Raw genomic sequence first — 24,129 nt, 5'->3', positions numbered from 1 at the left:
TACACCATGGCCGATGCAAAGGGCCAGTGACGGCAGGTCACGTCGCAAAGGGATGGCGCAAAAGATGTCGGATGACATGTGGGTGTTCGGCTATGGCTCGCTGATCTGGAACCCGGAGTTTCCGGTTGCCGAACAGCACGTCGCCCGCGCCACGGGCTGGCACCGCAGCTTTTGCATGCGCTCGATCCACCATCGCGGCACTGAAGCTGCCCCCGGCCTTGTGCTGGCGCTGGATGCCGATCCGGCGGCCCATTGCGACGGGGTGGCCTTTCGCGTCCACCCGGGCGCCGAGGCGGCCACGCTGCAGGTGCTTCGCGACCGAGAGCTGATCTCGTCGGCCTATCTCGAACGCTGGCTGCCGGTCACGTTGACCGATGGTCGGCAGGTGTCCTCACTGGTCTTTGTCATCGACCCCGACCATGTGCAGTATTGCGGTGGCCTGCCGCTTGAGGATCAGGCCCAGATCATTGCCCAAGCCATCGGCGGGCGCGGCCCGAACCGCGACTATCTGCACGCCACCGCCGCCCATCTGGCTGACCTTGGCATTGCCGATGCCGATCTGGAATGGCTCTCCCAGCGCGTCCGCGCGCTTTAACGGCCCAGCACCGGCCGCCTTGCCTCGGTTTTGCTTGGCATGGCCCGCGCGCCTGCTATGGTTAGGTTGCACCACAGCATGCGGCCACAACATATGCCAAAGACCGAAACTCAGGGCGGCGTCCTTTTCAGCCAACCCATTCGCCAAATCGTGACCATGCTTTTGGTCTCCGGCCTTGTCATGGGCGGGGCTTGGCTCATCCATGACACCGTCTTGGGCATCATCCAGACGAACCCTTGGCTGAACGGCTTTATCGCGGGGGTGTTCCTTTTGGCCGTGGTCACCTGCTTTTGGCAGGTGTTCATCCTTGTGCAATCGGTCAGCTGGATCGAGGCCTTTGCCCGCCACGAACCCGGCTCGGCTGATGCCGAAGCGCCGCTTTTGCTCGCCCCCTTGGCGCAGCTGTTGCGCAGCCGGGGCGCGCGGTCAAACCTGTCGTCCTCCTCGACCCGGTCGATCCTTGAATCCGTCGCCACCCGCATCGACGAGGCGCGCGACATCACGCGCTATCTGATCAACCTTCTGATTTTCCTTGGCCTTTTGGGCACCTTCTACGGCCTTGCCACCACCGTGCCCGCCGTCGTTGACACCATCCGCAGCTTGGCCCCCGAAGAGGGCGAGACCGGGCTTGATGTGTTCTCCAAGCTGATGGGCGGGCTGGAAAGCCAGCTTGGCGGCATGGGCACGGCGTTTTCGTCGTCACTTCTCGGCCTTGCCGGCTCGCTGGTCGTGGGGCTTTTGGAGCTTTTTGCCGGTCACGGGCAAAACCGCTTTTACCGCGAGTTGGAGGATTGGCTCTCGTCGATCACCCGCGTCGGCTTTACCTCGGGCGATGGGGAAGGCGACAGCGGCGCGATGGCGGGGCTGATCGACCATCTGGGCGCGCAGGTCGATGTGCTGCAAACCATTGCCGCCCAAGGCGAATACAGCCGTCAGGCGCTGGAAGAGCGGCTGGCCACACTCGATGCCACGCTGGCCCATCTCGCCGCGCAAAGCGAGGTGGCGCTAAACCAAACCGCCGACCAAACTGCCGTGCTCGCCCGCATCGCCGAGGGGCAAGAGCGGCTGATCGCCGCCCTCAGCGGGGCCGAAGGCGGGGCGGCCTCGGATGCCGAAAGCCGGATGCGCCTGCGCTCCATTGATGTGCAACTTCTGAAAATCCTTGAAGAAATGGCCGCCGGCCGCACCGAGACCACCGCCGATCTGCGCGCCGATCTGACGACGCTGACGGCGGCTGTGCGCCAATTGGGCCGGGCGCGCTAGCATGGGACTGTCGCGCCGCCGCGATTCCTCGATGATCTGGCCGGGTTTCGTCGACGCGGTGACGACGCTGTTGATGGTGATGATGTTCGTCCTCACCATCTTTACCGTCATGCAATCGGTCCTGCGTGAGACGATCACCGCCCAAAGCACCGAACTGGATGAGCTGAATTCGCAGGTGGCCCAACTCGCCACCGCGCTGGGGCTGGAACGCGCCCGCGCTGACGGGTTGCAGGCCAGCCTATCCGAGGCCGAAACCCGGCTTGGGGATTTCGAAGTGCAGGTGCGCGGGCTTTTGGCCGAACGCGACGCCGCCTTGGGCGATGTCGCCCGGCTGACCGATGAGAAATCGGCACTGGATGCAGCCCTTGCCTCAGCCCGCACCGAAATCGACGCCGCCGCCGAGGCCGCGCGTCTGGCCGCCGCACGGCGCGAGGCGCTGGAGGCGCTGGTGGCCGATCTGCAAGCCAAGGGCAAATCTGACGCCGAGGCATTGGCCGCCGCCCAAACCGAGATTTCCGCGGCCGAGGCCGCCCGTCTGGCCGATGCAGCCGCCTTGGCAGCGCTGCGCGCGCGACTTCAGGCGTCAGATGACGAACTCGCCGCGCTGACGCTGGCGCTTGAGGCCAAACGGCGCGAGGCCGAAGAGGTGCTGACGCTTTTGGCCGCCGCCCGCGCGGCCCCGCCCGAAGGGGCCGAGAAGGGCACGCTTTTGGATGTGGCCAAGGCCACGCTGACCGAAGAGCAGGAAAGATCGCTGGAGTCGCAGCGCAAGCTCACGCTTTTGAACGAACAGATCGCCGCCCTGCGCGGGCAATTGGCGAACTTGCAGGGGCTTCTCGATGCCTCCGCCGCGCGCGATGCGGCCTCTCAGGTGCAGCTTGAAAACCTTGGCAGCCAGTTGAATGCCGCATTGGCCCAAGTCGCCGCCGAAGAAAAGCGCCGCGCCGCGCTGGAAGAGGCCGAACGCAAACGGCTTGAGGCGGAGAACGCCGATCTCGAGCGCTTTCGCAGCGAGTTCTTCGGCCAACTCTCCCAGCTTCTCGCCGGGCGCGAAGGGGTACGGGTCGTAGGCGACCGCTTTGTCTTCTCCTCCGAAGTGCTTTTCACCCCCGGCGCCGCCGATCTCGCCCCCGAAGGCCGCGCCCAGATCGAAGGGGTCGTAGCCACCCTCTCCGAAGTGGCCGACCAGATCCCGCCCGCCATCGACTGGATCATCCGCGTCGATGGCCACACCGACAACGTGCCTCTGTCCGGCACCGGAGAATTCACCGACAATTGGGAGCTCTCCCAAGCCCGCGCGCTGTCGGTCGTGCGCTTCATGGTCGATGATCTGGGCTTTCCCCCCGCCCGCCTTGCCGCCACCGGATTTGGCGAGTTTCAGCCCGTGACGGCAGGCGACAGCCCCGAGGCCCGCGCCCAGAACCGGCGGATCGAGTTGAAACTGACCGAGCGCTAGAAAATTCTTGGCGCAAGAATTTTCGGGGGGCCGTCTGCCCCCCAAGCTGCAATTGCCGGGCAATTGCAGCCCCCCCGAGAGTATTTCGGCCAAGATGAAACCTAAGGGGTCACCGTCAGGGTGATCTCTTGCCGCGACAGTTCTGCGCGGTCGCGGATCAGGGTCGCGGTGGCGGTATAGCGGCCGGGTGGCCAGGCGGGCAGGGTCAGCTTGCGGCCCACCGCGCGGAAGGCGAGCGCTTGGGTCTTTTCGATCTGCACCCGTTCGGTCACCACGGCACCTTCTGGCCCGACAAGGTCGAACAGGATCGCATCCCCCGCCCTTGGGCCAAAGAGATAGGCCCAGACCACCAGGGCGGGCGCTGTGGCGGGCAGATCGGGTGAGGGCAGGCCGGATTTGATCTCGTCAAATGCGGGCACCTGATCGGTCAGGCCAAGGCCAAGGATGCCGCCCGGTTGATGCGGCAGGTCGCGGGTCCAAAGATCGTCTCCCACTGCGTCGCAGGCGGTGGCACCGGGCGCGAAAGGGTCGATCTTGGCGCCCTCGTGGCGGACCGCGAAATGCAGATGCGGAAACTCGGCCCGGCCGGATTGGCCGATCTGGCCCAAGGCGGTGCCGACGGTGACAGGCTGGCCTGATTTGACCCGGACTGAACCTTGTTTCATATGGCAATATTGGGTTTCCCAGCCATTGCCATGGTCGATTACCACGCCATTGCCGCAGTCTTGTCCGGTCGGGAAGGGGGCGGCATCGGCCACCCCGTCGCGCAGGCCCTTGACCACGCCGGGGGCGGCGGCCAGCACCGCGATCCCGGCCGCCATGGCCGCACGGGTGGGCAAGGCAATGTCGGTGCCGTCATGTCCATCGTAGCTGAGCGGCCCGCAGGTATAGTCCGTGGCCTCTGGCCCCGGGTCATGGTCATGATATTGCTGGATATAGCAGTCTTGACCCAAAGTGCAGTCCGCCGGGAACGCCAAGTCAAAGGCCCCCGCCGGGGGGGCGAGGGCCATGAGAAGTGGGGCAAGCGCCCGGATCATCTTTGCGGTTATTCCGCCGTGAGAAGCGGCGGTTTTTGACCCGTCAGACGCGGCTTTTGCGGCTCTTCATAGGTCAGGTGCAGCGCGCCGTCCTTGACGCCGACATGCACCGTGCCGCCCTTGGTCAGCTTGCCAAAGAGCAGCTCTTCAGCCAGCGGTTTCTTGATGTGCTCTTGAATGACCCGGCCAAGCGGGCGCGCGCCCATCTTGTCATCATAGCCCTTCTCCCCAAGCCAAGCGGCGGCCTCGGTCGTCAGGTCGATGTGGACGTTGCGGTCAATCAGCTGCGCCTCAAGCTGCAGGACGAACTTGGTCACCACCTGCATGATGATGTCGCGGCCCAAGGGCGCAAAGGCGATGACCGCATCCAGACGGTTGCGGAATTCCGGCGTGAAGGTGCGCTCAATCGCCGCCGTATCCTCGCCCTCGCGACGGTCGCGGCCAAAGCCGATCGCCGCTTTCGCCATTTCCGACGCGCCTGCGTTCGAGGTCATGATCAAGATCACATTGCGGAAATCCACCGTCCGGCCGTTGTGGTCGGTGAGTTTCCCGTGGTCCATCACCTGCAACAGGATGTTGTAGACATCCGGGTGCGCCTTTTCCATTTCGTCCAGAAGCAAGACGCAATGCGGGTGCTGGTCGACCCCGTCCGTCAACATGCCGCCCTGGTCAAACCCGACATAGCCCGGAGGGGCGCCGATCAGGCGGCTGACCGCGTGCTTTTCCATGTATTCCGACATGTCAAAGCGCAAAAGTTCGACGCCAAGCGACGAGGCCAATTGCTTGGCCACCTCGGTCTTGCCCACGCCCGTTGGCCCGGCGAAGAGATAGTTGCCGATGGGCTTTTCAGGTTCCCGCAGCCCCGCGCGGGCCAGTTTGATGGCCGAGCACAGCGCCTCAACCGCTTTGTCCTGCCCGAACACCACGCGTTTCAGCGTCTTTTCCAGATCGCGCAGCGTTTCGGCATCATCCTTCGAGACCGACTTGGCCGGGATGCGGGCGATTTTGGCCACCACAGCCTCAATCTCCTTGACGCCCAAGGACTTGCGCCGCTTGCCTTCGGCCAACAGATGCTGCGCGGCACCTGCCTCGTCGATCACATCAATCGCCGAATCCGGCAGCTTGCGGTCGTGGATATAGCGCGCCGCCAGTTCGACGGCCGATTTGATCGCGTCATTGGTGTAGCGCAGATCGTGGTGATCCTCAAAATGCGGCTTCAGCCCCATCAGGATCTTGATCGCATCGGGCACCGAAGGCTCATTCACGTCGATCTTCTGGAACCGGCGCGACAGCGCGCGGTCCTTCTCAAAGTGCTGGCGGAATTCCTTGTAGGTGGTCGAGCCCATGCAGCGCAGCTTGCCGCCCTGCAACGCGGGCTTCAACAGGTTCGAGGCGTCCATCGCCCCACCCGAAGTGGCACCCGCGCCAATCACCGTATGGATTTCGTCGATGAAGAGGATCGCATCCGGGTGATCTTCCAGCTCTTTCATCACCTGCTTCAGCCGCTCTTCGAAATCACCGCGATAGCGGGTTCCGGCCAACAAAGCGCCCATATCCAGCGAATAGATCGTCGCACCCGACAGAATATCCGGCGTCTGCTTGTCGACGATCTTTTTGGCCAGACCTTCGGCGATGGCGGTCTTGCCGACGCCCGGATCGCCCACCAACAACGGGTTGTTCTTGCGCCGACGGCACAGAACCTGAATCGCGCGCTCCACCTCGGCCTCGCGGCCGATCAGCGGGTCAACGTCGCCCTTCAGCGCCTTGACGTTCAGATCAACGCAGAACTTCGACAGGGCGGATTCCTTGGCCTCACCGGCCTCGGCCTTCGGAGTCTCATGCTCTTCGGCCCCGGACACTTCGCGCGCCTCGCCGTAAGACGGATCCTTGGCCACACCATGGGCGATGAAATTCACCGCATCATAGCGCGTCATGTCCTGCTCTTGCAGGAAGTAGGCGGCGTTCGATTCGCGCTCGGCAAAGATCGCGACCAGCACATTGGCCCCGGTCACCTCATTGCGACCGGACGACTGCACATGGATCGCCGCGCGCTGAATGACGCGCTGGAAGGCGGCTGTCGGCACCGCCTCGGACCCTTCAACGCTGGTGACCAGCGTCGACAGATCGTCATCGATGAAATCAATCAGGGTCTTTTTCAACTCATCCAGATCAACCGCGCAGGCCTTCATCACGCGGGCTGCGTCAGGTTCTTCGATCAGCGCCAGAAGAAGATGCTCCAGCGTGGCCAGCTCATGTCGGCGGGCATTGGCCAAGGCCAGTGCCGAATGGATCGCCTGCTCCAGTGTGGTCGAGAATGACGGCACGTTCCTGTGCTCCTGTTTTCAGGGCCGGGGAAGGGAGAAAACCCCCGATCCGACCGTGGCCTCATAAGGTAAAGGATCGGTTTTCTTGGGCGGGTTTCAAGCCCTAAATCCAACTCTTTTGCGCAGGGGACAGAAAAGTGATCGGGGGTGACATTTCTGAATCACCGCTGAGAATCTCAAGCCTTTGATTGAGCAGGATATAAACCCATTAACGGCTTAAAACCGATCCTTGCGCGCCCGCAGTTCGGCAAAGACCGCCGCATCGCTTTCGCCCTCCATTCCGAGGGCTGTCTTCATTTCGGGTCGGGACGCGCGCAAAAATGGGTTGGTGGCGCGCTCGCCCGAGAGGCGCGAGGGCACCGAAGGCCGCCCTTCGGCCCGCGCTTTCATCACCCGCAGGGTGCGCGCGGCAATCGCCGGATTGGCCGGTTCCATCGCGGCGGCAAAGCGAAGGTTGGACGCGGTGTATTCATGGCCCGAGCAGATTTGCGTTGCATCGGGCAGGGCGGCCAGCTTTTGCAACGAGGACCACATCTGATCGGGGCTGCCTTCAAAGAGCCGCCCACAGCCCGCCGCCATCAGACTGTCGCCGGTAAAGGCCAGACCGGAGTCGGCAAACACATATGCGATATGGCCGAGCGTATGGCCCGACACGTCGATCACCACGCCAGACTCGGGACCAAAGGGCACCGCGTCCCCCTCGGCCAGCGCCACATCCAAGGGCGGCAGCCGGTGCCGGTCCGCCGCCGCACCCCAGACCTTGGCCCCGGTCGCGCCGCGCAGCGCCTTCACGCCTGCGATATGGTCGTCATGGTGATGGGTCAGGAAGATATCGCTCAGCACCCATTCGCGGCGCGAAAGCTCGGCCAGAATGGGCGCGGCGTCGGGCACATCCACCACGCCTGTGGCCCCCGACACCGGATCATGGATCAGATAAGCATAGTTGTCGGCCAGACAGGGCAGGGTGACAAGTTCAAGTGGCATGGCTTTTTCCCCCGATCCCGGTATCCTTGGCCGCCACTGTGACCAGAAGGGCGGCAAGCTGCAATGCACCTTGATGTGCTGGACCTGCGCAATTTCTACTACCGCACGCAGCTGGGCCGCGTGGCCCAGCGCGCCATCCGCGACCGGATGGTTGACCTTTGGCCACCTTTGGCCGGGCAGACGGTGGCGGGCTTTGGCTTTGCCGTCCCGCTCCTGCGCCCCTATCTGGCCGAGGCGCGGCGCGTCGTCGGGTTGATGCCGGGGCCGCAAGGCGTGATGCCATGGCCTGCAGGGCTGCAGAATGTCTCGGTCCTGTGTGAGGAACATCTTTGGCCCCTGCCCACCGGCATGGTGGACCGTCTGGTCCTGATGCACGGGCTGGAAACCTCGGAAAACCCCGGCTCGGTGCTGGATGAGGCGCACCGCGTGCTTGGTCCGGGGGGCCGGGCGCTGATCGTGGTGCCGAACCGCGCGGGGCTTTGGTCGCGCTCGGATGCCACCCCCTTCGGCTTTGGCCGCCCCTATACCGCCAGCCAGCTGGAAGCGCAGCTCAAACGCCACGGCTTCACGCCCGAACGCAACTTCACCGTGCTGCACGCCCCACCCTCGCAGGCCCCGTTCTGGCTGCGCTCGTCCAACCTGTGGGAGCGGCTGGGCCGCCGATTGCCGTGGCTTTCGGGTGGGGTCTTGATGGTCGAGGTGTCAAAACAGGTCTACGCCCCCACGCGCGGCGGCCTTTTGCAACGCGCCACCAAACCCGTCCGCCTGTGGGAGCCCGCCGCCCAGCCAGTGGCCAGCCCAAAGCAGTGACGCGCCGCCGGGCTTGTCTGCGTTTTGGCGCGCGCTAAACTTGCGCCATGACCAAAGCGCACCCCAACCATGATTTGCCGCCCGCTGTCCGCCTTCTGGGCCTGTCCGGCATCTTGCCGCAATTGGCCTGCATTGCCCACACGCTGGCCTTCGGGGGCAGTTTCGCCGGGCAGGCGGGGCTGGCCTATGCGGCGGTGATCTTGTCCTTTCTGGGCGGGCTTTGGTGGATGGCTGCACTTCTGTCCGGCTTGCGTGACCCGATCCCCTATGTCGTGGCGGTGCTGCCCAGCCTTGTGGGCTGGGGCGCGATGCTCTGGCCTGATGGCGGGCTTTGGCTGATGGCGCTGTGCCTCTTGGCCAGCCCGCTGGTGGATATCAGCCTGTCGCGCCGCATCACGCTGCCGAACGGGTGGCTCCGCTTGCGCTGGCAAATGGCCAGCGGCCTTGGCCTGACCACCCTGATCCTCGCCGCGCTCACCGCCTAATGGGCGTCTTGCAGCGTGCCGTAAGCTTCGCACCCATGACCGCCCACCGGCCCCGTCAATTCTCCAACGGTTCTTGAGTCAGCCGCAAATCGGCGGGCGCAAAGCTGGTGATGCCGTTCAACTGAATCAGCGTCAGCGGAACCTGTGACCCGTCAGCCATCGCCTGATTGACCGTCACCAGCGTAAAGTTTCCAGCCGCATCAAAGGCAGATGTCACCCGCAGATCGAATTGCGAAAACTCGGCGTTCACCGGCACCTCAAACGCCAACTGGTCCTGCGCAGGATCAAAATCGGTAATGATCGTCCGGCTTGCCGGGATGGTCTCGTTGGATGAGCCATCGCTGATCGTCATGCGGTCAGCCCCCGTGCCGCTTTCCATGGTGACAAAGTGGTCGGTCGGCGCGCCGGTGAAATTGGTGAAATCCACCGTCAGCCTGTCATCACCAGCCCCGCCATAAATGGTTGACGCGCTTCCCACCTCAAGCCTGTCATTGCCATCGCCGCCGTAAAGCTGAGATCGATCCGTCGCCACCCCGAAATCATCGCCAACCCCGGCATTCGCAACCGACCCTTGGGTGGCATAAACCACATCATTGCCCTCGGCCGCAAAGCCCGAAGCCCCATTGCGCGCCCAGACAAAATCATTGCCCACCCCGCCATGGGCCTCGCCTGTGCCATCGGCCAGCACATAGTCATCGCCCTCGCCACCAAAGACCGTGGCATTGTCCGGCCCCGTCAGGCTGTCGTTGCCCTCACGGCCATAGGCGGTGGCATCGTCCTCGGCGATCAGCGTGTCATTGCCCGCGCCGCCAAAGCCCACTGCACTGTCACTCAGGCTGATCTGGTCATTGCCCGCCCCGCCAGTGACCACATCATTGCCCGATCCGCTCAACGTCTCGTTGCTGACATCGGGGGCAGGGGCCCAATCCACCACATCGCCGATCTCGGTGCCGTAAAGCACCACGTCATTGACATCAAAGCTGGTCACACCCTGCAGGGTAAAGCTGGCAAAGCGGCCCTCCGCGCCTTCGGTCAAATCGACGATGGTGGCGTTTTGCACCGTGTCAAACCGCGAGCTTATTTCGACGCCATCTACCTCGCGGTTGCCCAAAAGCACCGCAATCTGCTCGGCCCCGGGTTGGAAATCCGTCACCGTCAGCCGCGCCTCGCCGTCCGAGGCATCGTCACGTGCCAGATCCGCGATGAAGGCATCATTCCCGCCGCCGCCGCTCACCAAGGCCCGGCCCGAGACGATCAGCTGGTCAAACCCCGCCCCACCGGCGCCAAACCCCTCGCCAATCGTCTCACCGCGCATGTAGAGCGTATCGCCACCGTCACCGCCATAGGCGCGCGCATCGCCGCTGGCACTCAGCGTGTCATTGCCATCGCCACCGTAAACCGCCGCATCGCCCGTGGCGGTCAACTGATCATCGCCCACCCCGCCATAAGCGACGGCCTCATCTGCGGCCAAAAGCGTGTCATCCCCGGACCCGCCTTGAAGGGTGGCGTTTTCATCGCCGCTCAGCCAGTCATCGCCGCCCAAGCCATAGCCGACCGCGCCATCGGTGACTGTCAGCCGATCATTGCCCTCGCCGCCCAAACCCTGTGCTGCGCCGGAGAGATCAAAGCGGTCCGCACCCGCGCCTCCAAAGGCTTGGGCGCGATCTGCGGCGATCAGGTGGTCATCCCCTGACCCACCCCAGCCCACAGCCTCACCTGCAAGCGACAACAGGTCATTGCCCGCCCCGCCCGCGATCTGGTCATTGCCTGCGCCTTGTAGGCTGTCATCGCCGCCCCCACCATCGTCGCCCCCACCATCCGCACCGCTGCCGCCATCGGCGGAGGTGGCAAGACCGGCAACCAGCAACAACGACAACAGAACAAATTCCACGGCGGCACCTTTTGAAAAGACTACTAAAATGAAAACCTTATCCCTGACCCTGACGAGGGGACGCGACCGGTGTCAATCGCGGTGACAGTGTCGGCCGGGTTTATCCCCCGAAATCACCGCAAGACCGCGCCAGCTGGCCCGGATTGTTTCCACACGCTCCACAAAGCCCCAGTCCCAACGTGACGCTGCGTCACTCTCGCCCCGGTTCACAGCGCCACATCGGTCTGCTGGCTCGGCAGGCAAAGCCCCCCTCTGCCCCCTCGAATCGCGCCTCTGCGACCACAGGGAATCGCCCCCGCACCCTGTGCGCTGTCAAAGCCCCGCATCCAGCCAAGACCCCGGCCTGTTGCGAGGCAGGGGCCAAAACATCGGATGTTAGCGCCGATCCCCGACCCCAAGACCTCTGCCCGGCCCATCTGCACCCCATCTGCTCGGCCATGCCGCAGCGAAATGCCTCATTTGCCGCATGCTTTTCCGCACAAAACCCACCTCTGCCCGGTTGCGGGGTGGGGAAGGCTCTGCTAGAGACGCGCCCAATCGAAAGACGCATGCACCTCGCCTGCGCCATGGTCGGGTTCTGCCCGACCCGGGACAGAAGCGGGTCAAAGACAGCGGAAGGGATGACGTGTCCGAACCAGTTTCGATCTCGCAAGGTATCGCCGGGCGCTACGCCCAGGCCTTGTTTGAACTCGCCAAAGAAGCCAAAGGCCTGAAATCGCTTGAGGCAGATGCCGATGCGCTGCAGGCCGCGCTGGCCGCCAGTGCCGATCTGTCCGACGTGATCGCCTCGCCGGTGATCTCGCGGGGCGAGCAGGCCGCCGCCATTTCGGCCGTGGCCGCCAAGATGGGCCTGTCGGACCTGATGGCCAACACGCTGGCGCTGATGGCCGGCAACCGCCGCCTTTTCGTGCTGCCGCATCTGATCGTTGATCTGAAAGCGCGCATCGCGGTTGAAAACGGCGAGATGACGGCTGACGTCACCTCGGCCACCAAACTCTCGGCGGCTCAGGCCAAGAAACTGGCCGAAACGCTGAAAGCCTCGGTCGGCAAGACCGTGAAACTGAACACCACCGTGGATGAAAGCCTCATCGGCGGTCTTATCGTCAAGCTCGGCTCGACCATGATCGACACCTCGGTCAAATCGAAGCTCGCGGCTCTCCAGAATGCAATGAAAGAGGTTGGGTGATGGGAATTCAGGCTGCTGAGATCTCTGCGATCCTTAAGGACCAGATCAAGAACTTTGGCAAAGACGCACAGGTGGCCGAAGTTGGCCGCGTGCTGTCGGTCGGCGACGGCATCGCCCGTGTGCACGGGCTGGACAATGTCCAAGCCGGTGAAATGGTGGAATTCCCCGGCGGGATCCGCGGCATGGCGCTGAACCTCGAAGTCGACAACGTCGGCGTCGTGATCTTCGGTTCGGACCAGGACATCAAAGAAGGCGACACCGTCAAGCGCACCAAGTCCATCGTGGACGTGCCCGCTGGCAACGCCCTTCTGGGCCGCGTTGTGGACGGCCTTGGCAACCCGATCGACGGCAAAGGCCCGATCGCGGCAACCGAGCGTCGCGTGGCTGACCAAAAAGCCCCAGGCATCATTCCCCGCAAATCGGTGCACGAGCCGATGGCAACCGGCCTCAAGGCCGTGGACGCGATGATCCCCGTTGGCCGTGGCCAGCGCGAACTGATCATCGGCGACCGTCAGACCGGCAAAACCGCCGTGGCCCTTGACGCGATCCTGAACCAAAAGTCGTACAACGACGCTGCCGGTTCGGACGAATCGAAGAAGCTCTACTGCATCTACGTCGCGATCGGCCAAAAGCGCTCGACCGTGGCTCAGTTGGTGAAGAAGCTCGAAGAAACCGGCGCCATCGACTACACGATCGTTGTGGCCGCCACCGCTTCGGACCCGGCTCCGATGCAGTTCTTGGCTCCCTATTCGGCCACCGCGATGGCAGAATTCTTCCGCGACAACGGCCGCCATGCGCTGATCATCTATGATGATCTTTCCAAGCAGGCCGTCGCTTACCGTCAGATGTCGCTCTTGCTGCGCCGCCCGCCGGGCCGCGAAGCCTATCCGGGCGACGTGTTCTATCTCCACTCCCGCCTCTTGGAGCGTTCGTCGAAGCTGAACGAAGATTTCGGCGCGGGCTCGCTGACGGCTCTGCCGATCATCGAAACCCAAGGCGGCGACGTGTCGGCCTTTATTCCGACGAACGTGATCTCGATCACCGACGGCCAGATCTTCTTGGAAACCGAACTCTTCTACCAAGGCATCCGCCCGGCTGTGAACACCGGTCTGTCGGTGTCTCGTGTGGGCTCGTCCGCTCAGACCAACGCCATGAAGTCGGTGGCAGGTAAGGTGAAACTGGAACTCGCTCAGTACCGCGAAATGGCGGCCTTTGCGCAGTTCGGTTCCGACCTTGACGCTTCGACCCAGGCTTTGCTGAACCGCGGCGCGCGTCTGACCGAGCTGATGAAGCAAAACCAGTACTCGCCGATGACCAACGCCGAAATCGTCTGCGTGATCTACGCGGGCACCTCGGGTGCGCTCGACAAGATCGCCGTCAAGGACATCGGTCGCTTTGAAGCGGGCCTCCTGAAGCACCTGCGCACCACCGGCAAGGCGCTTTTGGAAGACATCACCAAGAACGACCGCAAAGTCGCGGGCGATCTGGAGAAAGCCATCAAAGCCGAAATCGCTGCTTTCGCCAAAGATTTCGCGTAACCGGCCCTGAAGGAGAAGGCACATGCCCAGCCTTAAGGACCTAAAAAACAAGATCGCGAGTGTCAAAAACACGCGTAAGATCACCAAAGCGATGCAGATGGTCTCTGCGGCAAAACTGCGCCGTGCGCAGGATGCCGCCGAGGCTGCCCGTCCCTACGCTGAACGCATGTCCGCCGTGATGGCGGGCCTTGCGGCCGGCGTTGGCAAATCGGAAAGCGCACCGAAACTTCTGGTCGGCAACGGCTCGGACAAGGTGCATCTTCTGGTCGTCATGACCGCGGAACGCGGGCTGTGCGGTGGCTTTAACTCGACCATCGTCCGCCTTGCCCGCGCCAAAGCGATTGAGCTATTGGCCGCTGGCAAGACGGTGAAGATCCTGACCGTCGGCAAAAAAGGCCGCGAACAGCTGCGCCGCGACCTTGGCGCGCATTTCGTGGGCCATGTCGATCTGAGCGAAGTGAAGCGTGTTGGCTATGCCAATGCCCAGACCATCGCCCGCGACATCCTCGCCCGCTTTGAAGCTGGCGAATGCGATGTGGTCACGCTGTTCTTCAACCGCTTCCAGTCGGTCATCTCTCAGATCCCGACCGCACAGCAGGTCATCCCTGCCGTGTTCGAAGATGCGGGTGCGGCGGCTCAGTACGACTATGAACCCAGCGAAGAAGCCATCCTGATGGACCTTCTGCCGCGGGGTTTGGCCACGCAGGTCTTCACGGCTCTGTTGGAAAATGGCGCCTCCGAGCAGGGCGCGCGGATGTCCGCCATGGACAACGCGACCCGCAACGCAGGCGAAATGATCACCAAGTACACGACGATCTACAACCGCTCGCGTCAGGCTGCGATCACCAAAGAGCTTATCGAAATCATTTCGGGCGCGGAAGCGCTCTGACGAACCGGAGAAACGTAAATGGCAAGAGCAACGAAAGCGACTGCTGCAGCGGCCACCGCCGCCGGCAAGGTGACCCAGGTCATCGGCGCCGTGGTTGACGTGAAATTCGAAGGCGCGCTGCCCGCGATTTTGAACGCGCTGATCACCGACAACAACGGCAAGAAGCTGGTTCTCGAAGTGGCCCAGCACCTTGGCGAAAACACAGTGCGCACCATCGCCATGGACGCGACCGAAGGTCTGGTTCGCGGTGCAGGCGTGTCCGACACCGGCGCGCCGATCTCGGTTCCGGTGGGCGACGCCACCCTTGGCCGCATCCTGAACGTCATCGGCGAGCCGGTGGACGAAAAGGGCCCGGTCGTGGCGAAAGAATACCGCGCCATCCACCAAAAAGCCCCGTCCTTCTCGGAGCAGGCCACCGAATCTCAGGTCCTCGTGACCGGGATCAAGGTGATCGACCTTCTGGCACCCTACGCCAAGGGCGGTAAGATCGGCCTCTTCGGCGGCGCCGGCGTGGGCAAGACCGTTCTCATCATGGAACTCATCAACAACATCGCCAAAGTGCACTCGGGCTATTCGGTGTTCGCAGGCGTTGGTGAACGGACCCGTGAAGGCAACGACCTCTATCACGAAATGATCGAATCCGGCGTTATCAAGATTGATGACCTGACCGCTTCGAAAGTGGCCCTTGTCTACGGCCAGATGAACGAACCGCCGGGCGCACGTGCCCGCGTCGCTCTGACCGGTCTGACCTTGGCCGAACAGTTCCGCGACCAGTCCGGAACCGATGTTCTGTTCTTCGTCGACAACATCTTCCGCTTCACCCAAGCCGGTTCCGAAGTGTCCGCACTTCTGGGTCGTATCCCGTCCGCCGTGGGCTACCAGCCGACGCTGGCCACCGACATGGGCGCGCTGCAGGAACGCATCACCTCGACCAAAGCTGGCTCGATCACCTCGGTGCAGGCCATCTACGTTCCGGCCGACGACTTGACCGACCCCGCGCCGGCCACCTCGTTCGCCCACCTCGACGCCACCACCGTTCTGTCGCGTGCGATCTCGGAACTCGGCATCTACCCGGCCGTGGACCCGCTCGACTCGACCTCGCGTCTGTTGGACCCGGCCGTCATCGGTCAGGACCACTATGACGTGGCCCGTTCGGTGCAGGGGATCCTCCAGCGCTACAAGTCGCTGCAGGACATCATCGCCATCCTCGGCATGGACGAACTGAGCGAAGAAGACAAACTGACCGTGGCCCGTGCCCGGAAGATCCAGCGCTTCCTGTCGCAGCCGTTCGACGTGGCAAAAGTCTTCACCGGCTCGGACGGTGTGCAGGTTCCCCTGGACAAGACGATCGCCTCGTTCAAGGCGGTTGTGGCCGGTGAATATGACCACCTGCCCGAAGCGGCCTTCTACATGGTCGGCGACATCGAAGAAGTGAAAGCCAAGGCCCAGAAACTCGCTGCGGCTGCGGCGTAAGGGGGGATCATGGCAGGCACCCTGCAATTCGATCTCGTCTCGCCGGAACGTCGTTTGGCTTCGGTCAAGGCGTCCGAGGTGCAGATCCCGGGCGCCGACGGCGACCTGACGGCGATGGAGGGGCATGCCCCCACCATCACCACGCTGCGCCCTGGCATTCTGAAGGCGGTCTCGTCCGAAGGCACCAAGGCCTATGTCGTGACCGGCGGTTTCGCGGAAATCTCCGCCACCGGTGTGTCGGTTCTGGCCGAACGCGCTGTGGCGATGGATGACATGACGCCCGCGCTGATGGAGCAACTGATCGCCGACGCCAGCGAGGCGACCGCTGTCGCTTCGGACAAGGACGCCGCCGACAAGGCGATGGCCGATCTGGTGGCTCTGCGCGCCTCGGTCGCGCAGTAATCTCGGTCCTTATCTGTTCAAAAGGCCCCGGTTCGTCCGGGGCCTTTTCATTTTCTGGAATCTTTCGGCTGTTTTGTGCTTAGACTGGCCGAAAGGACGATGAGGCATTTTATGAAACGCATTTCCGCAGGCCGGGTCGGCATCCTGCAAGGCAGCCGCGTGCTGTTTTCCGATTATGCCGATGGCGGTGTGATGTGGACGGGGCAGGGCGACCGCGAAAGCCGCCACGTCATCACCTTCAAGCCGCCCTTCACCGAACCGCCGGCCGTTATGCTCGCCATTTCCATGTGGGACACCGACCACGCCCACAACGCCCGCGCCGACCTCACGGCGGAAAAGATCACCGCCAAGGGCTTTCATCTGGTGTTCCGCACCTGGGCCGACACTCGCGTCGCCCGCATCCGCGCCGACTGGACCGCGATTGGGGCTGTCCGGGATGAAGAGGATTGGGATGTGATGTGAGCGGGAAATGGCAGGTTTGAGCCCAGAGCGGACGTTAGTCCGCCTGCCTTCTTTTGCCCGGAATCAAGGCGCGGATGCGCCGCCGGGCCGCGCCCGACCTCCCCCTGGGAGGGCGCGTCTGCAACGGGTGCCAGCAGAAATTCGGGGGAAGAACTGGAACCATAAAGTGCCTAGAACTTTTGTCGGCGCGCCGTCCCGAGGTCGGGCGCGGCCCTGTGTTGGATCCGGTCAATGACCACTTCGTCCGCGAAGCTGCCGGTCGCCACACCTCGCCGAACGGGCTTGGGCACAGTTGGCTTGCCCACAGCCAAATGCCCGTAGAACCCGCCCAAACCTTAACAATTCCTGAATCCGCCCAAGCCAACCCCTTGAAAAGGTCGGCCTCGAAAAATGCCCTCCGTCAGGACACCCCTCACCCCCGCGGGTAGAACCCTTCATAAATCGGCACCAGCGTGTCCGTTTCAAAGAGGCTCGACACCGACATGCCGCCCCAGATGTTCAAGATCGCCTGACCAAAGATCGGCGCGGTGGGCACGATGCGGATATTGGGGCAGTTCTTCACCGCCTCCGTCGGCTCAATCGAATCCGTGATGACCAGCGATTTCATCACCGAGTTTGTCACCCGCTCCACCGCAGGGCCCGACAGCACGCCATGGGTGATATAGGAATGCACCTCGGTCGCGCCGTTCTCCAACAAGACCTCGGCCGCCTTGCACAGCGTGCCAGCGGTGTCGCAGATGTCATCCACAATGATGCACTTCTTGCCCGACACATCGCCGATCACCGTCATGCCAGCGACTTCGCCCGCCTTTTCGCGGCGCTTGTCAACAATGGCCAAAGGCGCGTTGATCCGCTTGGCCAGTTCCCGCGCCCGTGCCACGCCGCCGACGTCTGGCGAGACCACCATCAGATCATGCATCTGGTCCTTGAAATGGTGCTCAATGTCCAAGGCAAAGACCGGGCTGGCATAAAGGTTGTCCACCGGAATATCAAAGAACCCCTGAATCTGCGCCGCATGCAGATCCAGCGTCAGCACCCGGTCCACCCCAGCCTCGGTCAGCAAGTTTGCCACCAGCTTGGCCGAGATCGGCGTACGCGCCTTGGCGCGGCGGTCTTGGCGGGCATAACCGAAATAGGGGATCACGGCGGTGATGCGGTCCGCGCTTGACCGGCGCAGCGCGTCACACATGATGAGCAGTTCCATCAGGTTGTCATTCGCCGGCGACGAGGTGGGCTGGATGATATACATATCCTCCCCCCGCACGTTTTCGAACACCTCAACGAAGACCTCGCCATCGTTAAAACGCTCCACCCGCGCATCCACCAGATTGACGCTCATCCCCCGGTGCATCGACATGCGCCGGGCGATGCCCTTAGCCAATGAGAGGTTGGCATTGCCCGAGATAAGCTTCGGTTCGTTGATCGGCGGCATGGGGCACCTTCGGCAAGGGATTCGCACGGGAATCGTGACGTTGACACCGCTTACCACCGGGTTAGGTTTTGGGAAAGTTCACCGCACGAAAGGGTATAGAATTGGCGCATATTGATTACTTCTTGGCGCTCCAATCGCCTTATGTCTATCTTGCGGGCACCCGGCCGGCCGAAATTGCGGCCCGCCACGGCGCGACCGTGGTCTACAAGCCCTTGGACGCCGCGCAACTCTTCCCCCGCACCGGCGGCAAGGTCCGCGCCGAACGCCATCCTTCGCGCAACGAGTATTCCGCGCAAGACCGCGCGCGGCAGGCGCGCAAGCTTGGCCTACCTTTTGACCCCCAGCCGATGTTTGCAGCATCCAACCCAGCACCGGCGGCCTACGCGGTGATCGCGGCCCAAGCCGTCGGCGGCGGCGATCTGGCCGGACTGGTCGTTGCCCTCTCCCGCGCCATGTGGGCCGAGGGGCGCGATATCTCGGATGATGAGGTGATCCGCGCCGCCCTCGTGGCCCATGGCTTTGACGCGGGCACCGCCGACCGGGGCATGCTGATGGCGGCCGAAGCCTATGCCGCTAATCTCGAAGATGCCGTCTCACGTGGGGTTTTCGGCGTGCCGTTTTTTGTGATAGGCGAGCAGAAATTTTGGGGTCAGGACCGGTTGGACGATCTCGAACTGCACCTCGCTGGAAAGCTCTGAATGTTCGACGCCTCTCGCCCTTTGACGCCCTTTACCGCCAACGCCCACCCGCTGCCCCCGCATCGGCACTGGCCACGCGGCGGTGACCGCCCGGTTTTGGCACTGCATTGCAGCCTCGCCCATGCCGGGGCGTGGTCAGGTCTGGCAGAGCGGCTGACGAACCTTACCCTCACGGGCTTTGACCAGATCGGCCACGGTCGCGCGCCCGATTGGGATGGCGTGACCGATCTCCACGACGCCGCCACCGCCGATGCCATCGCAATGGCCGAGGCTTTGGGGCAGGGCGCGCCCATCGACATCTTTGGCCATTCCTTCGGCGGCACGGTGGCCTTGCGCGTGGTGCTGACCCGGCCTGACCTCGTGCGCAGCCTGATGCTGGTTGAACCCGTGATCTTCGCCGCCGCCCGCGCCGCCGGGGCCAAGGCTTGGACGGCGTTTCAAGACGAACATCTCGGCGTTGCCCGGCTTATGTGCTCAGGCGATCGTCTGGGTGCCGCACGGCTCTTCCACGGGCTTTGGGGCACGGGCGAGCCTTTGGAAAGCCTGCCCGATCGCGCCCGCGACTATATCATCGACCGCATCCACCTGATCCCGGCGCAAAACGCCGTACTTTTGGACGACAGCAAGGGCCTTTTGCGCGCGGGCGGGCTCGAGGCTCTGCGCGTGCCGGTTCTTTTGGTCGAAGGTGCGCTCAGCCCGGCGATCATCGCAGCCAATCACGCCGAACTCGCCCGCCGCCTGCCGAACGCCCACTGCGCCAGCGTGGCCGGGGCTGGGCATATGCTGCCCTTGACCCATGCGGATGATCTGGCACAGCTGACGACCGCCCATCTCGCGCTCAGCTGACCCTCCTCGACCGCCTTCGGCGTCTCGTCGAGACCTCCCGACGAGCGACGACGTCGACGCGGAGGTGCCGTCAGCGCAGCGCTGCCAAGAACTGATCCACATCGGCCTCGGTCGTCGACCAACTGGCGACCAACCGCGCCCGCTCGCGCCCCATGGGGGCCGGGAAGGGGTAATAGGCCGCGCCCGCCGCCTCAAGCCGTGCATGGGTGCCCACCGCCCATTCGGGAAACAGGATATTTGCCTCCGCCGGGTGCACAAGGCTGACATCGGGCATCTGCGCCAAACCGCGCACCAGCCGCGCGCCCATGGCATTGGCATGGGCCGCGAGCCGCAGCCACAGCCCATCTTCCAGATATCCCACCATCTGCGCCGACAAGAACCGGTGCTTTGAGAAGAGATGCCCGCCGCGCTTGCGCCGCAGCTCAAACTCCCAAGCTTTGGCCGGGTCAAAGATCACCACGGCCTCGACCCCCATGCAGCCGTTCTTGGTGCCGCCAAAGGACACCACATCCACGCCCGCTTTCCACGTCATTTCGGCCGCCGTGGCGCCCGTGGCCACCAGCGCATTGGCAAAGCGCGCGCCATCCAGATGCACGGGCAGGCCATGCGCCCGCGCCACCCCGGCCAAGGCCGCCACCTCTGCCACAGAATGAACCGTGCCCGCCTCAGTCACATTGGTGATCGACACCGCAGCGGCCTGCACCCCATGCACGCCTCCACCCTTGGCCTTGACGATCGCCGCCTCGAGCGCCGCCGGGTCCATCCGCCCATGCGCACCATGCACCAGCGCCAGCTTTGCACCATGCATGTAAAACTCCGGCGCGCCGCATTCATCCTCGGCGATATGGGCATGCTGGTGGCAAAACACCGCGCCCCAAGGCGGCGTCAAAAGCGACAGCGCCAGCGCATTGGCCACGGTGCCCGTGGCCACCAGATAAACCGCCGCCTCAGGCGCCTCGAAAATCTCGCGGATCTGGTCGCGCGCCCGGTCCATGAAGGGATCGGCGCCATAGCTGCGCGCATAGCCCGCATTGGCCGCCGTCACCGCCGCCATCACCTCAGGCGCGGCCCCGCTCGCATTGTCCGATGTGAACCACATTCAGATGTCCTCCTGAAACACGTAATCGTCCCAGTCGTCCTCCGACACCGCCGCCTCGGACACCGTCTTGTTGCGCATGGAATTGCCGGATTTATGCGTGGAAAGCGGATCGCCCGTGACCAGCGGGTGCCATTCGGGCAACGGTTTGCCATTGTGCAACAGCTTGTAGGCGCAGGTCGCGGGCAGCCAATAGGCAATGCGCGGAATGGTTTTCGGGTTCAGCCGGATGCATTCCGGCACATGGGCAAAGCGGTTGGCATAATCGCCGCAGCGACAGGTCGCATCATCCAACAGCCGACAGGCAACGCGGGTGTATTCCACCTCGCCCGTGTCCTCATATTCGATCTTGTTCAGGCAGCACTTGCCGCAGCCGTCGCACAAGGCCTCCCATTCGGGGGCGGTCATTTTCTTCAGCGGGATGGTTTCCCAAAACCGGGGGCGCAGATTTTCCATGGCGGCAAACTGGCCTTTGGCGGGGGAAAAGGGAAGGGGGGATGTGGGGGGCGGTTATTGCTAAAGCTCAGAAACCAAGTCAGGGCAAAACTCTTTCTACTTTGCCCGGAATCAAGGGCGAAGCCCGCCGGGTATGCCATTGGTTGCGCCATTGGTTCGAGAAACCAATGGCATGGCCCGACCTCCCCCCGGGAGGGCGCGTTTGCAACGGTTGCCAGCAGAAACTCTGGGGAAGAACTTGACCCATAAAGCGCCTAGAACCAACTTCGGCGCGCCATCCCGAGGTCGGGCACGGCCCTGTGTTGGCGATACTTCCCTCGTGAGGAGGGGCTGGGGGTGGGGGGCGTCTGGGGCCCGCCCCTCAAACCCCTGCCAAAATCCCGCGCGCTTTGTCGCAATCGGCGGCCATCTGGTCCAACAACCCCTGCAACCCGTCAAACTTCATCTCGGGGCGCAGATAGTCCACCAGGGCGACCGACAGGTGATGGCCGTAAAGATCGCCCTTAAAGTCAAAGAGAAAGGTCTCAAGGTTCGGCACCGCGCCGCCAAACTGCGGCCGCACCCCAAGGCTCGCCGCCCCCAGATAGCTGCCCGTCTGCGGCCCGCTCAGCACATCCACCTTCACCGCATAGACCCCAAACCGCGGCAAATGCAGACCCGCCACGCTCATATTGGCGGTGGGATACCCCAACTCGCGGCCCCGCTTTTCGCCGTGGATGACCTCTCCCTCAATCCGGTGCCAGTGCCCCAGCATCGCCGCCGCCTCGCGCGGGTTGCCAACGGCCAAGGCTTGGCGGATCGCGGTGGAGGAGATTTCCCGGCTGCCATGCTGGACCAAATCCGCGATGGTCACCGCAAAGCCCATCTCCTGCCCCATGGCCACGAGATCCGCCGCCTTGCCCTTGCGCCCAGCACCAAAGCAGAAATCCGCCCCCACAACGACATGGCTTACGCCCAAACCTTCGGCCAGAACCTCAAGGGCAAAGGCCTCGGGCGACAGCCCCGCCATCGTGGCATCAAAGGGCAGCTCAAACAGCCGCTCGACCCCCATCTTGGCCAACCGATTGGCCCGCGCCTCGGCATTCATCAGCCGGAACGGCGCCGCGCCGGGCGAGAAAAACTCGCGCGGGTGGGGTTCAAAGGTGACAATGCCCAAAGGCGCATCCCGGCGGGCAAGGCTGATCACCGACTGGTGGCCCAAATGAACCCCGTCGAAATTGCCCATTGCCACAGAAGCGCCCCGCGCCCCTGCCGGAATGTCATTCCAGTGCTTGAAAACCTGCATCTTGCCCCGTGCGACGGGGAGGCCCCGCCCGTCTGTCAGTCGAACTTGCGGCTGGGCGCCAGAACCAGCGCCTCACCTTTCAGAACCACCGTATCGCCCACTGCACAATGGGTTTCAAGGGTCACCCGCCGACGCGCGTGATCAATGGCAGTGACCTTCACCACCGCCTCCACCGTATCGCCGGGGCGCACGGGGGCCATGAACTTCAGGCTTTGGCCCAGATAGACCGTGCCATGACCGGGCAATTGCTCACCAATCACCGCCGAAATCAGCCCAGCCGTCAGCATCCCATGGGCAATGCGACCCTGAAAGATGGTGTCTTGGGCATAGGCATCATCCAGATGCACCGGATTGCGGTCGGTCGAAACCTCTGCAAAGAGCTCAATATCCCGATCGGTGACAAGCTTGCGCAGATTGCGCGTCATGCCAATCTCAAGGTCTTCGATGCAGATCGTGCCGCGGGGCATATTGTCCAGCATGAGGTGATTCCCGTTCATGTCGCCCCGCAGCATAGGCGATGCTGCGTTGCGGAACAACATCCCCGCGCAGTTTTCGGTCTTGATTGCGACTTAAGGCGCAATTTTGTTACACGAGGGGGCTGCGGTCAGCCCAGAAACCCCATCGCAAAGGTCGGATAAATCTGCCGCTCAGCCAACCAATCGGTCAACAGGCCTGCATCCGGGGTGGCAGGATCGGGGCCGAACTGATCTGCGGCAAGCCCGGCGGTGATAAAGAGCGTGTCCAAACCCTCGGCAATGCCGCCCGCCACATCGGTGCCGATGCCATCCCCAATGCACAAGATCCGCGCCTCGTCGCTTTGCAGCCCCAGCCTTGCCCGGGCCAGATCATAAATCGGCGGATGGGGCTTGCCGAAATACAAGGCCGTGCCGCCCATATCCTCATAGGCCCCCGCCAGCGCGCCCGCACAGTAGAGCCGCTTGTCGCCCAGATCCGCGATGATATCGGGGTTGGCACAAAGCATCGGCAACCCCCGCGTCTTGCCCAGCAACAGCTGGGCGCGATAGTCGGCGGGCGTCTCGGTCAGATCATCCTCAAGCCCGGTGCAGACAATGCCCTCAGCCTCCAGCATCCCCACCCGTTCCGGCGCAACGGCACCTTCGGGCAGCATCGTAAAGAAATCCTCATCCTTGACCGCCCCGATGTGAAACACCTTTTGGCCCACCGCGCCTTGCAGCATCGCCGTCTGCGCTGCATCGCCGGAAGATACCACCAGATCCCAGGCATCGCGCGGCACGCTCATGCGGTCCAACTGGGCGATCACCGCGGCATGGGGGCGCGGCGCATTGGTCACCAGCGCCACCTTGCCCCCCCCGGCGCGAAACCCCTGCAACGCGGCCACAGCGGCGGGGTAGGGGGTCTTGCCATTGTGCAGACAGCCCCACAAATCACAAAACACCGCGTCATAGCGCGCGGCGATGCTGGCAAGCGACGGAATGATCTCGGTCATGGCGGCCTCCGGTGGTTTCGCCGCTTGTGGCATGGCACGGGCGGCGGTGCAAA

The 24,129-nt window shown here is 63.4% G+C and carries 23 protein-coding genes; 13 read left to right on the top strand and 10 right to left on the bottom strand.

Annotated features, from left to right (window positions below; all coding sequences use genetic code 11):
* The first annotated feature begins 64 nt into the window (after positions 1 to 64).
* The 3 genes from AC72UB_RS14035 to AC72UB_RS14025 all read left to right on the top strand — a co-directional run bounded on the left by AC72UB_RS14035 (position 65) and on the right by AC72UB_RS14025 (position 3,314).
* Positions 65 to 595 (top strand): gamma-glutamylcyclotransferase, encoded by a 531-nt coding sequence (locus tag AC72UB_RS14035; RefSeq protein WP_505190322.1) that lies wholly within the window; start codon positions 65 to 67, stop codon positions 593 to 595.
* Between the two features lie 93 nt (positions 596 to 688).
* Positions 689 to 1,858 carry a biopolymer transporter ExbB gene (locus AC72UB_RS14030; protein WP_505190321.1) on the top strand — a complete coding sequence of 390 codons (1,170 nt, stop codon included), beginning with the start codon at positions 689 to 691 and terminating at the stop codon, positions 1,856 to 1,858.
* Between the two features lies 1 nt (position 1,859).
* Entirely contained in the window at positions 1,860 to 3,314 is a 1,455-nt protein-coding gene (locus AC72UB_RS14025; protein WP_505190320.1) for a peptidoglycan -binding protein, read from the top strand.
* Positions 3,315 to 3,415: 101 nt separating this feature from the next.
* Here AC72UB_RS14025 and AC72UB_RS14020 read toward each other — a convergent pair whose 3' ends face one another.
* The 3 genes from AC72UB_RS14020 to gloB form a co-directional block, all read right to left on the bottom strand.
* The gene (locus AC72UB_RS14020; protein ID WP_505190319.1) at positions 3,416 to 4,324 is read right to left on the bottom strand and encodes a M23 family metallopeptidase; all 909 of its coding nucleotides are present in this window, start codon (positions 4,322 to 4,324) and stop codon (positions 3,416 to 3,418) included.
* 35 nt (positions 4,325 to 4,359) lie between these two features.
* Positions 4,360 to 6,675, bottom strand: coding sequence for an ATP-dependent Clp protease ATP-binding subunit ClpA (gene clpA / locus AC72UB_RS14015; protein ID WP_463289580.1), 2,316 nt, complete (start codon positions 6,673 to 6,675; stop codon positions 4,360 to 4,362).
* A gap of 216 nt (positions 6,676 to 6,891) precedes the next feature.
* Entirely contained in the window at positions 6,892 to 7,659 is a 768-nt protein-coding gene (gene gloB / locus AC72UB_RS14010) for a hydroxyacylglutathione hydrolase (RefSeq protein WP_505190318.1), read from the bottom strand.
* A 63-nt stretch (positions 7,660 to 7,722) separates the two neighbouring features.
* On the opposite strand from gloB, the gene AC72UB_RS14005 reads away from it, so the two are divergent.
* Entirely contained in the window at positions 7,723 to 8,469 is a 747-nt protein-coding gene (locus AC72UB_RS14005; protein WP_505190317.1) for a class I SAM-dependent methyltransferase, read from the top strand.
* Between the two features lie 47 nt (positions 8,470 to 8,516).
* A complete protein-coding gene (locus tag AC72UB_RS14000; protein WP_505190316.1) occupies positions 8,517 to 8,954 on the top strand; it encodes a DUF3429 domain-containing protein in 438 nt (145 codons plus the stop codon).
* 55 nt (positions 8,955 to 9,009) lie between these two features.
* Here AC72UB_RS14000 and AC72UB_RS13995 read toward each other — a convergent pair whose 3' ends face one another.
* Positions 9,010 to 10,845 (bottom strand): hypothetical protein, encoded by a 1,836-nt coding sequence (locus tag AC72UB_RS13995; protein ID WP_505190315.1) that lies wholly within the window; start codon positions 10,843 to 10,845, stop codon positions 9,010 to 9,012.
* 625 nt (positions 10,846 to 11,470) lie between these two features.
* Between AC72UB_RS13995 and AC72UB_RS13990 the strand changes: the two genes are divergently transcribed.
* The 6 genes from AC72UB_RS13990 to AC72UB_RS13965 all read left to right on the top strand — a co-directional run bounded on the left by AC72UB_RS13990 (position 11,471) and on the right by AC72UB_RS13965 (position 16,795).
* Positions 11,471 to 12,031, top strand: coding sequence for a F0F1 ATP synthase subunit delta (locus AC72UB_RS13990; RefSeq protein WP_505190314.1), 561 nt, complete (start codon positions 11,471 to 11,473; stop codon positions 12,029 to 12,031).
* Positions 12,031 to 13,569 (top strand): F0F1 ATP synthase subunit alpha, encoded by a 1,539-nt coding sequence (atpA, locus tag AC72UB_RS13985; protein WP_463289587.1) that lies wholly within the window; start codon positions 12,031 to 12,033, stop codon positions 13,567 to 13,569. The genes AC72UB_RS13990 and atpA overlap by 1 nt, the downstream gene beginning before the upstream one ends.
* 22 nt (positions 13,570 to 13,591) lie before the next feature.
* On the top strand, positions 13,592 to 14,458 hold the full coding sequence (locus tag AC72UB_RS13980; protein WP_463289588.1) for a F0F1 ATP synthase subunit gamma: 867 nt from the start codon (positions 13,592 to 13,594) through the stop codon (positions 14,456 to 14,458).
* 18 nt (positions 14,459 to 14,476) lie between these two features.
* Positions 14,477 to 15,931, top strand: a complete 1,455-nt coding sequence (gene atpD, locus AC72UB_RS13975; protein ID WP_463289589.1) for a F0F1 ATP synthase subunit beta — start codon at positions 14,477 to 14,479, stop codon at positions 15,929 to 15,931.
* A gap of 9 nt (positions 15,932 to 15,940) precedes the next feature.
* Positions 15,941 to 16,333, top strand: coding sequence for a F0F1 ATP synthase subunit epsilon (locus tag AC72UB_RS13970; protein WP_463289590.1), 393 nt, complete (start codon positions 15,941 to 15,943; stop codon positions 16,331 to 16,333).
* 111 nt (positions 16,334 to 16,444) lie between these two features.
* Positions 16,445 to 16,795, top strand: coding sequence for an H-type lectin domain-containing protein (locus AC72UB_RS13965; RefSeq protein WP_505190313.1), 351 nt, complete (start codon positions 16,445 to 16,447; stop codon positions 16,793 to 16,795).
* Between the two features lie 412 nt (positions 16,796 to 17,207).
* Here the strand turns inward: AC72UB_RS13965 and AC72UB_RS13960 are convergent, their stop codons facing one another.
* Positions 17,208 to 18,227, bottom strand: coding sequence for a ribose-phosphate pyrophosphokinase (locus AC72UB_RS13960; RefSeq protein ID WP_463289592.1), 1,020 nt, complete (start codon positions 18,225 to 18,227; stop codon positions 17,208 to 17,210).
* Between the two features lie 101 nt (positions 18,228 to 18,328).
* On the opposite strand from AC72UB_RS13960, the gene AC72UB_RS13955 reads away from it, so the two are divergent.
* Positions 18,329 to 18,925 carry a 2-hydroxychromene-2-carboxylate isomerase gene (locus AC72UB_RS13955; protein ID WP_505190312.1) on the top strand — a complete coding sequence of 199 codons (597 nt, stop codon included), beginning with the start codon at positions 18,329 to 18,331 and terminating at the stop codon, positions 18,923 to 18,925.
* The gene (locus tag AC72UB_RS13950; protein WP_505190311.1) at positions 18,926 to 19,771 is read left to right on the top strand and encodes an alpha/beta fold hydrolase; all 846 of its coding nucleotides are present in this window, start codon (positions 18,926 to 18,928) and stop codon (positions 19,769 to 19,771) included.
* Between the two features lie 70 nt (positions 19,772 to 19,841).
* Here AC72UB_RS13950 and AC72UB_RS13945 read toward each other — a convergent pair whose 3' ends face one another.
* The 5 genes from AC72UB_RS13945 to AC72UB_RS13925 form a co-directional block, all read right to left on the bottom strand.
* Positions 19,842 to 20,870: a threonine aldolase family protein gene (locus AC72UB_RS13945; protein WP_505190310.1), complete on the bottom strand. Its 1,029-nt coding sequence runs from the start codon at positions 20,868 to 20,870 to the stop codon at positions 19,842 to 19,844.
* A complete protein-coding gene (locus AC72UB_RS13940; RefSeq protein WP_505190309.1) occupies positions 20,871 to 21,323 on the bottom strand; it encodes a YcgN family cysteine cluster protein in 453 nt (150 codons plus the stop codon).
* 361 nt (positions 21,324 to 21,684) lie between these two features.
* Positions 21,685 to 22,608, bottom strand: a complete 924-nt coding sequence (locus AC72UB_RS13935) for a bifunctional riboflavin kinase/FAD synthetase (protein WP_505190308.1) — start codon at positions 22,606 to 22,608, stop codon at positions 21,685 to 21,687.
* A 35-nt stretch (positions 22,609 to 22,643) separates the two neighbouring features.
* A complete protein-coding gene (locus AC72UB_RS13930; RefSeq protein WP_463291408.1) occupies positions 22,644 to 23,087 on the bottom strand; it encodes a MaoC family dehydratase in 444 nt (147 codons plus the stop codon).
* Positions 23,088 to 23,212: 125 nt separating this feature from the next.
* The gene (locus AC72UB_RS13925; RefSeq protein WP_505190307.1) at positions 23,213 to 24,076 is read right to left on the bottom strand and encodes a TIGR01459 family HAD-type hydrolase; all 864 of its coding nucleotides are present in this window, start codon (positions 24,074 to 24,076) and stop codon (positions 23,213 to 23,215) included.
* Between the last annotated feature and the right edge of the window lie 53 nt (positions 24,077 to 24,129).

This window comes from Allotabrizicola aquatica (SeqCode) (assembly GCF_965194375.1).
Lineage (GTDB): Bacteria > Pseudomonadota > Alphaproteobacteria > Rhodobacterales > Rhodobacteraceae > Tabrizicola_A > Tabrizicola_A aquatica.
The sequence above is the reverse complement of the archived record's forward strand: the minus strand, read 5'-3'. Positions and strand labels throughout refer to the sequence as shown.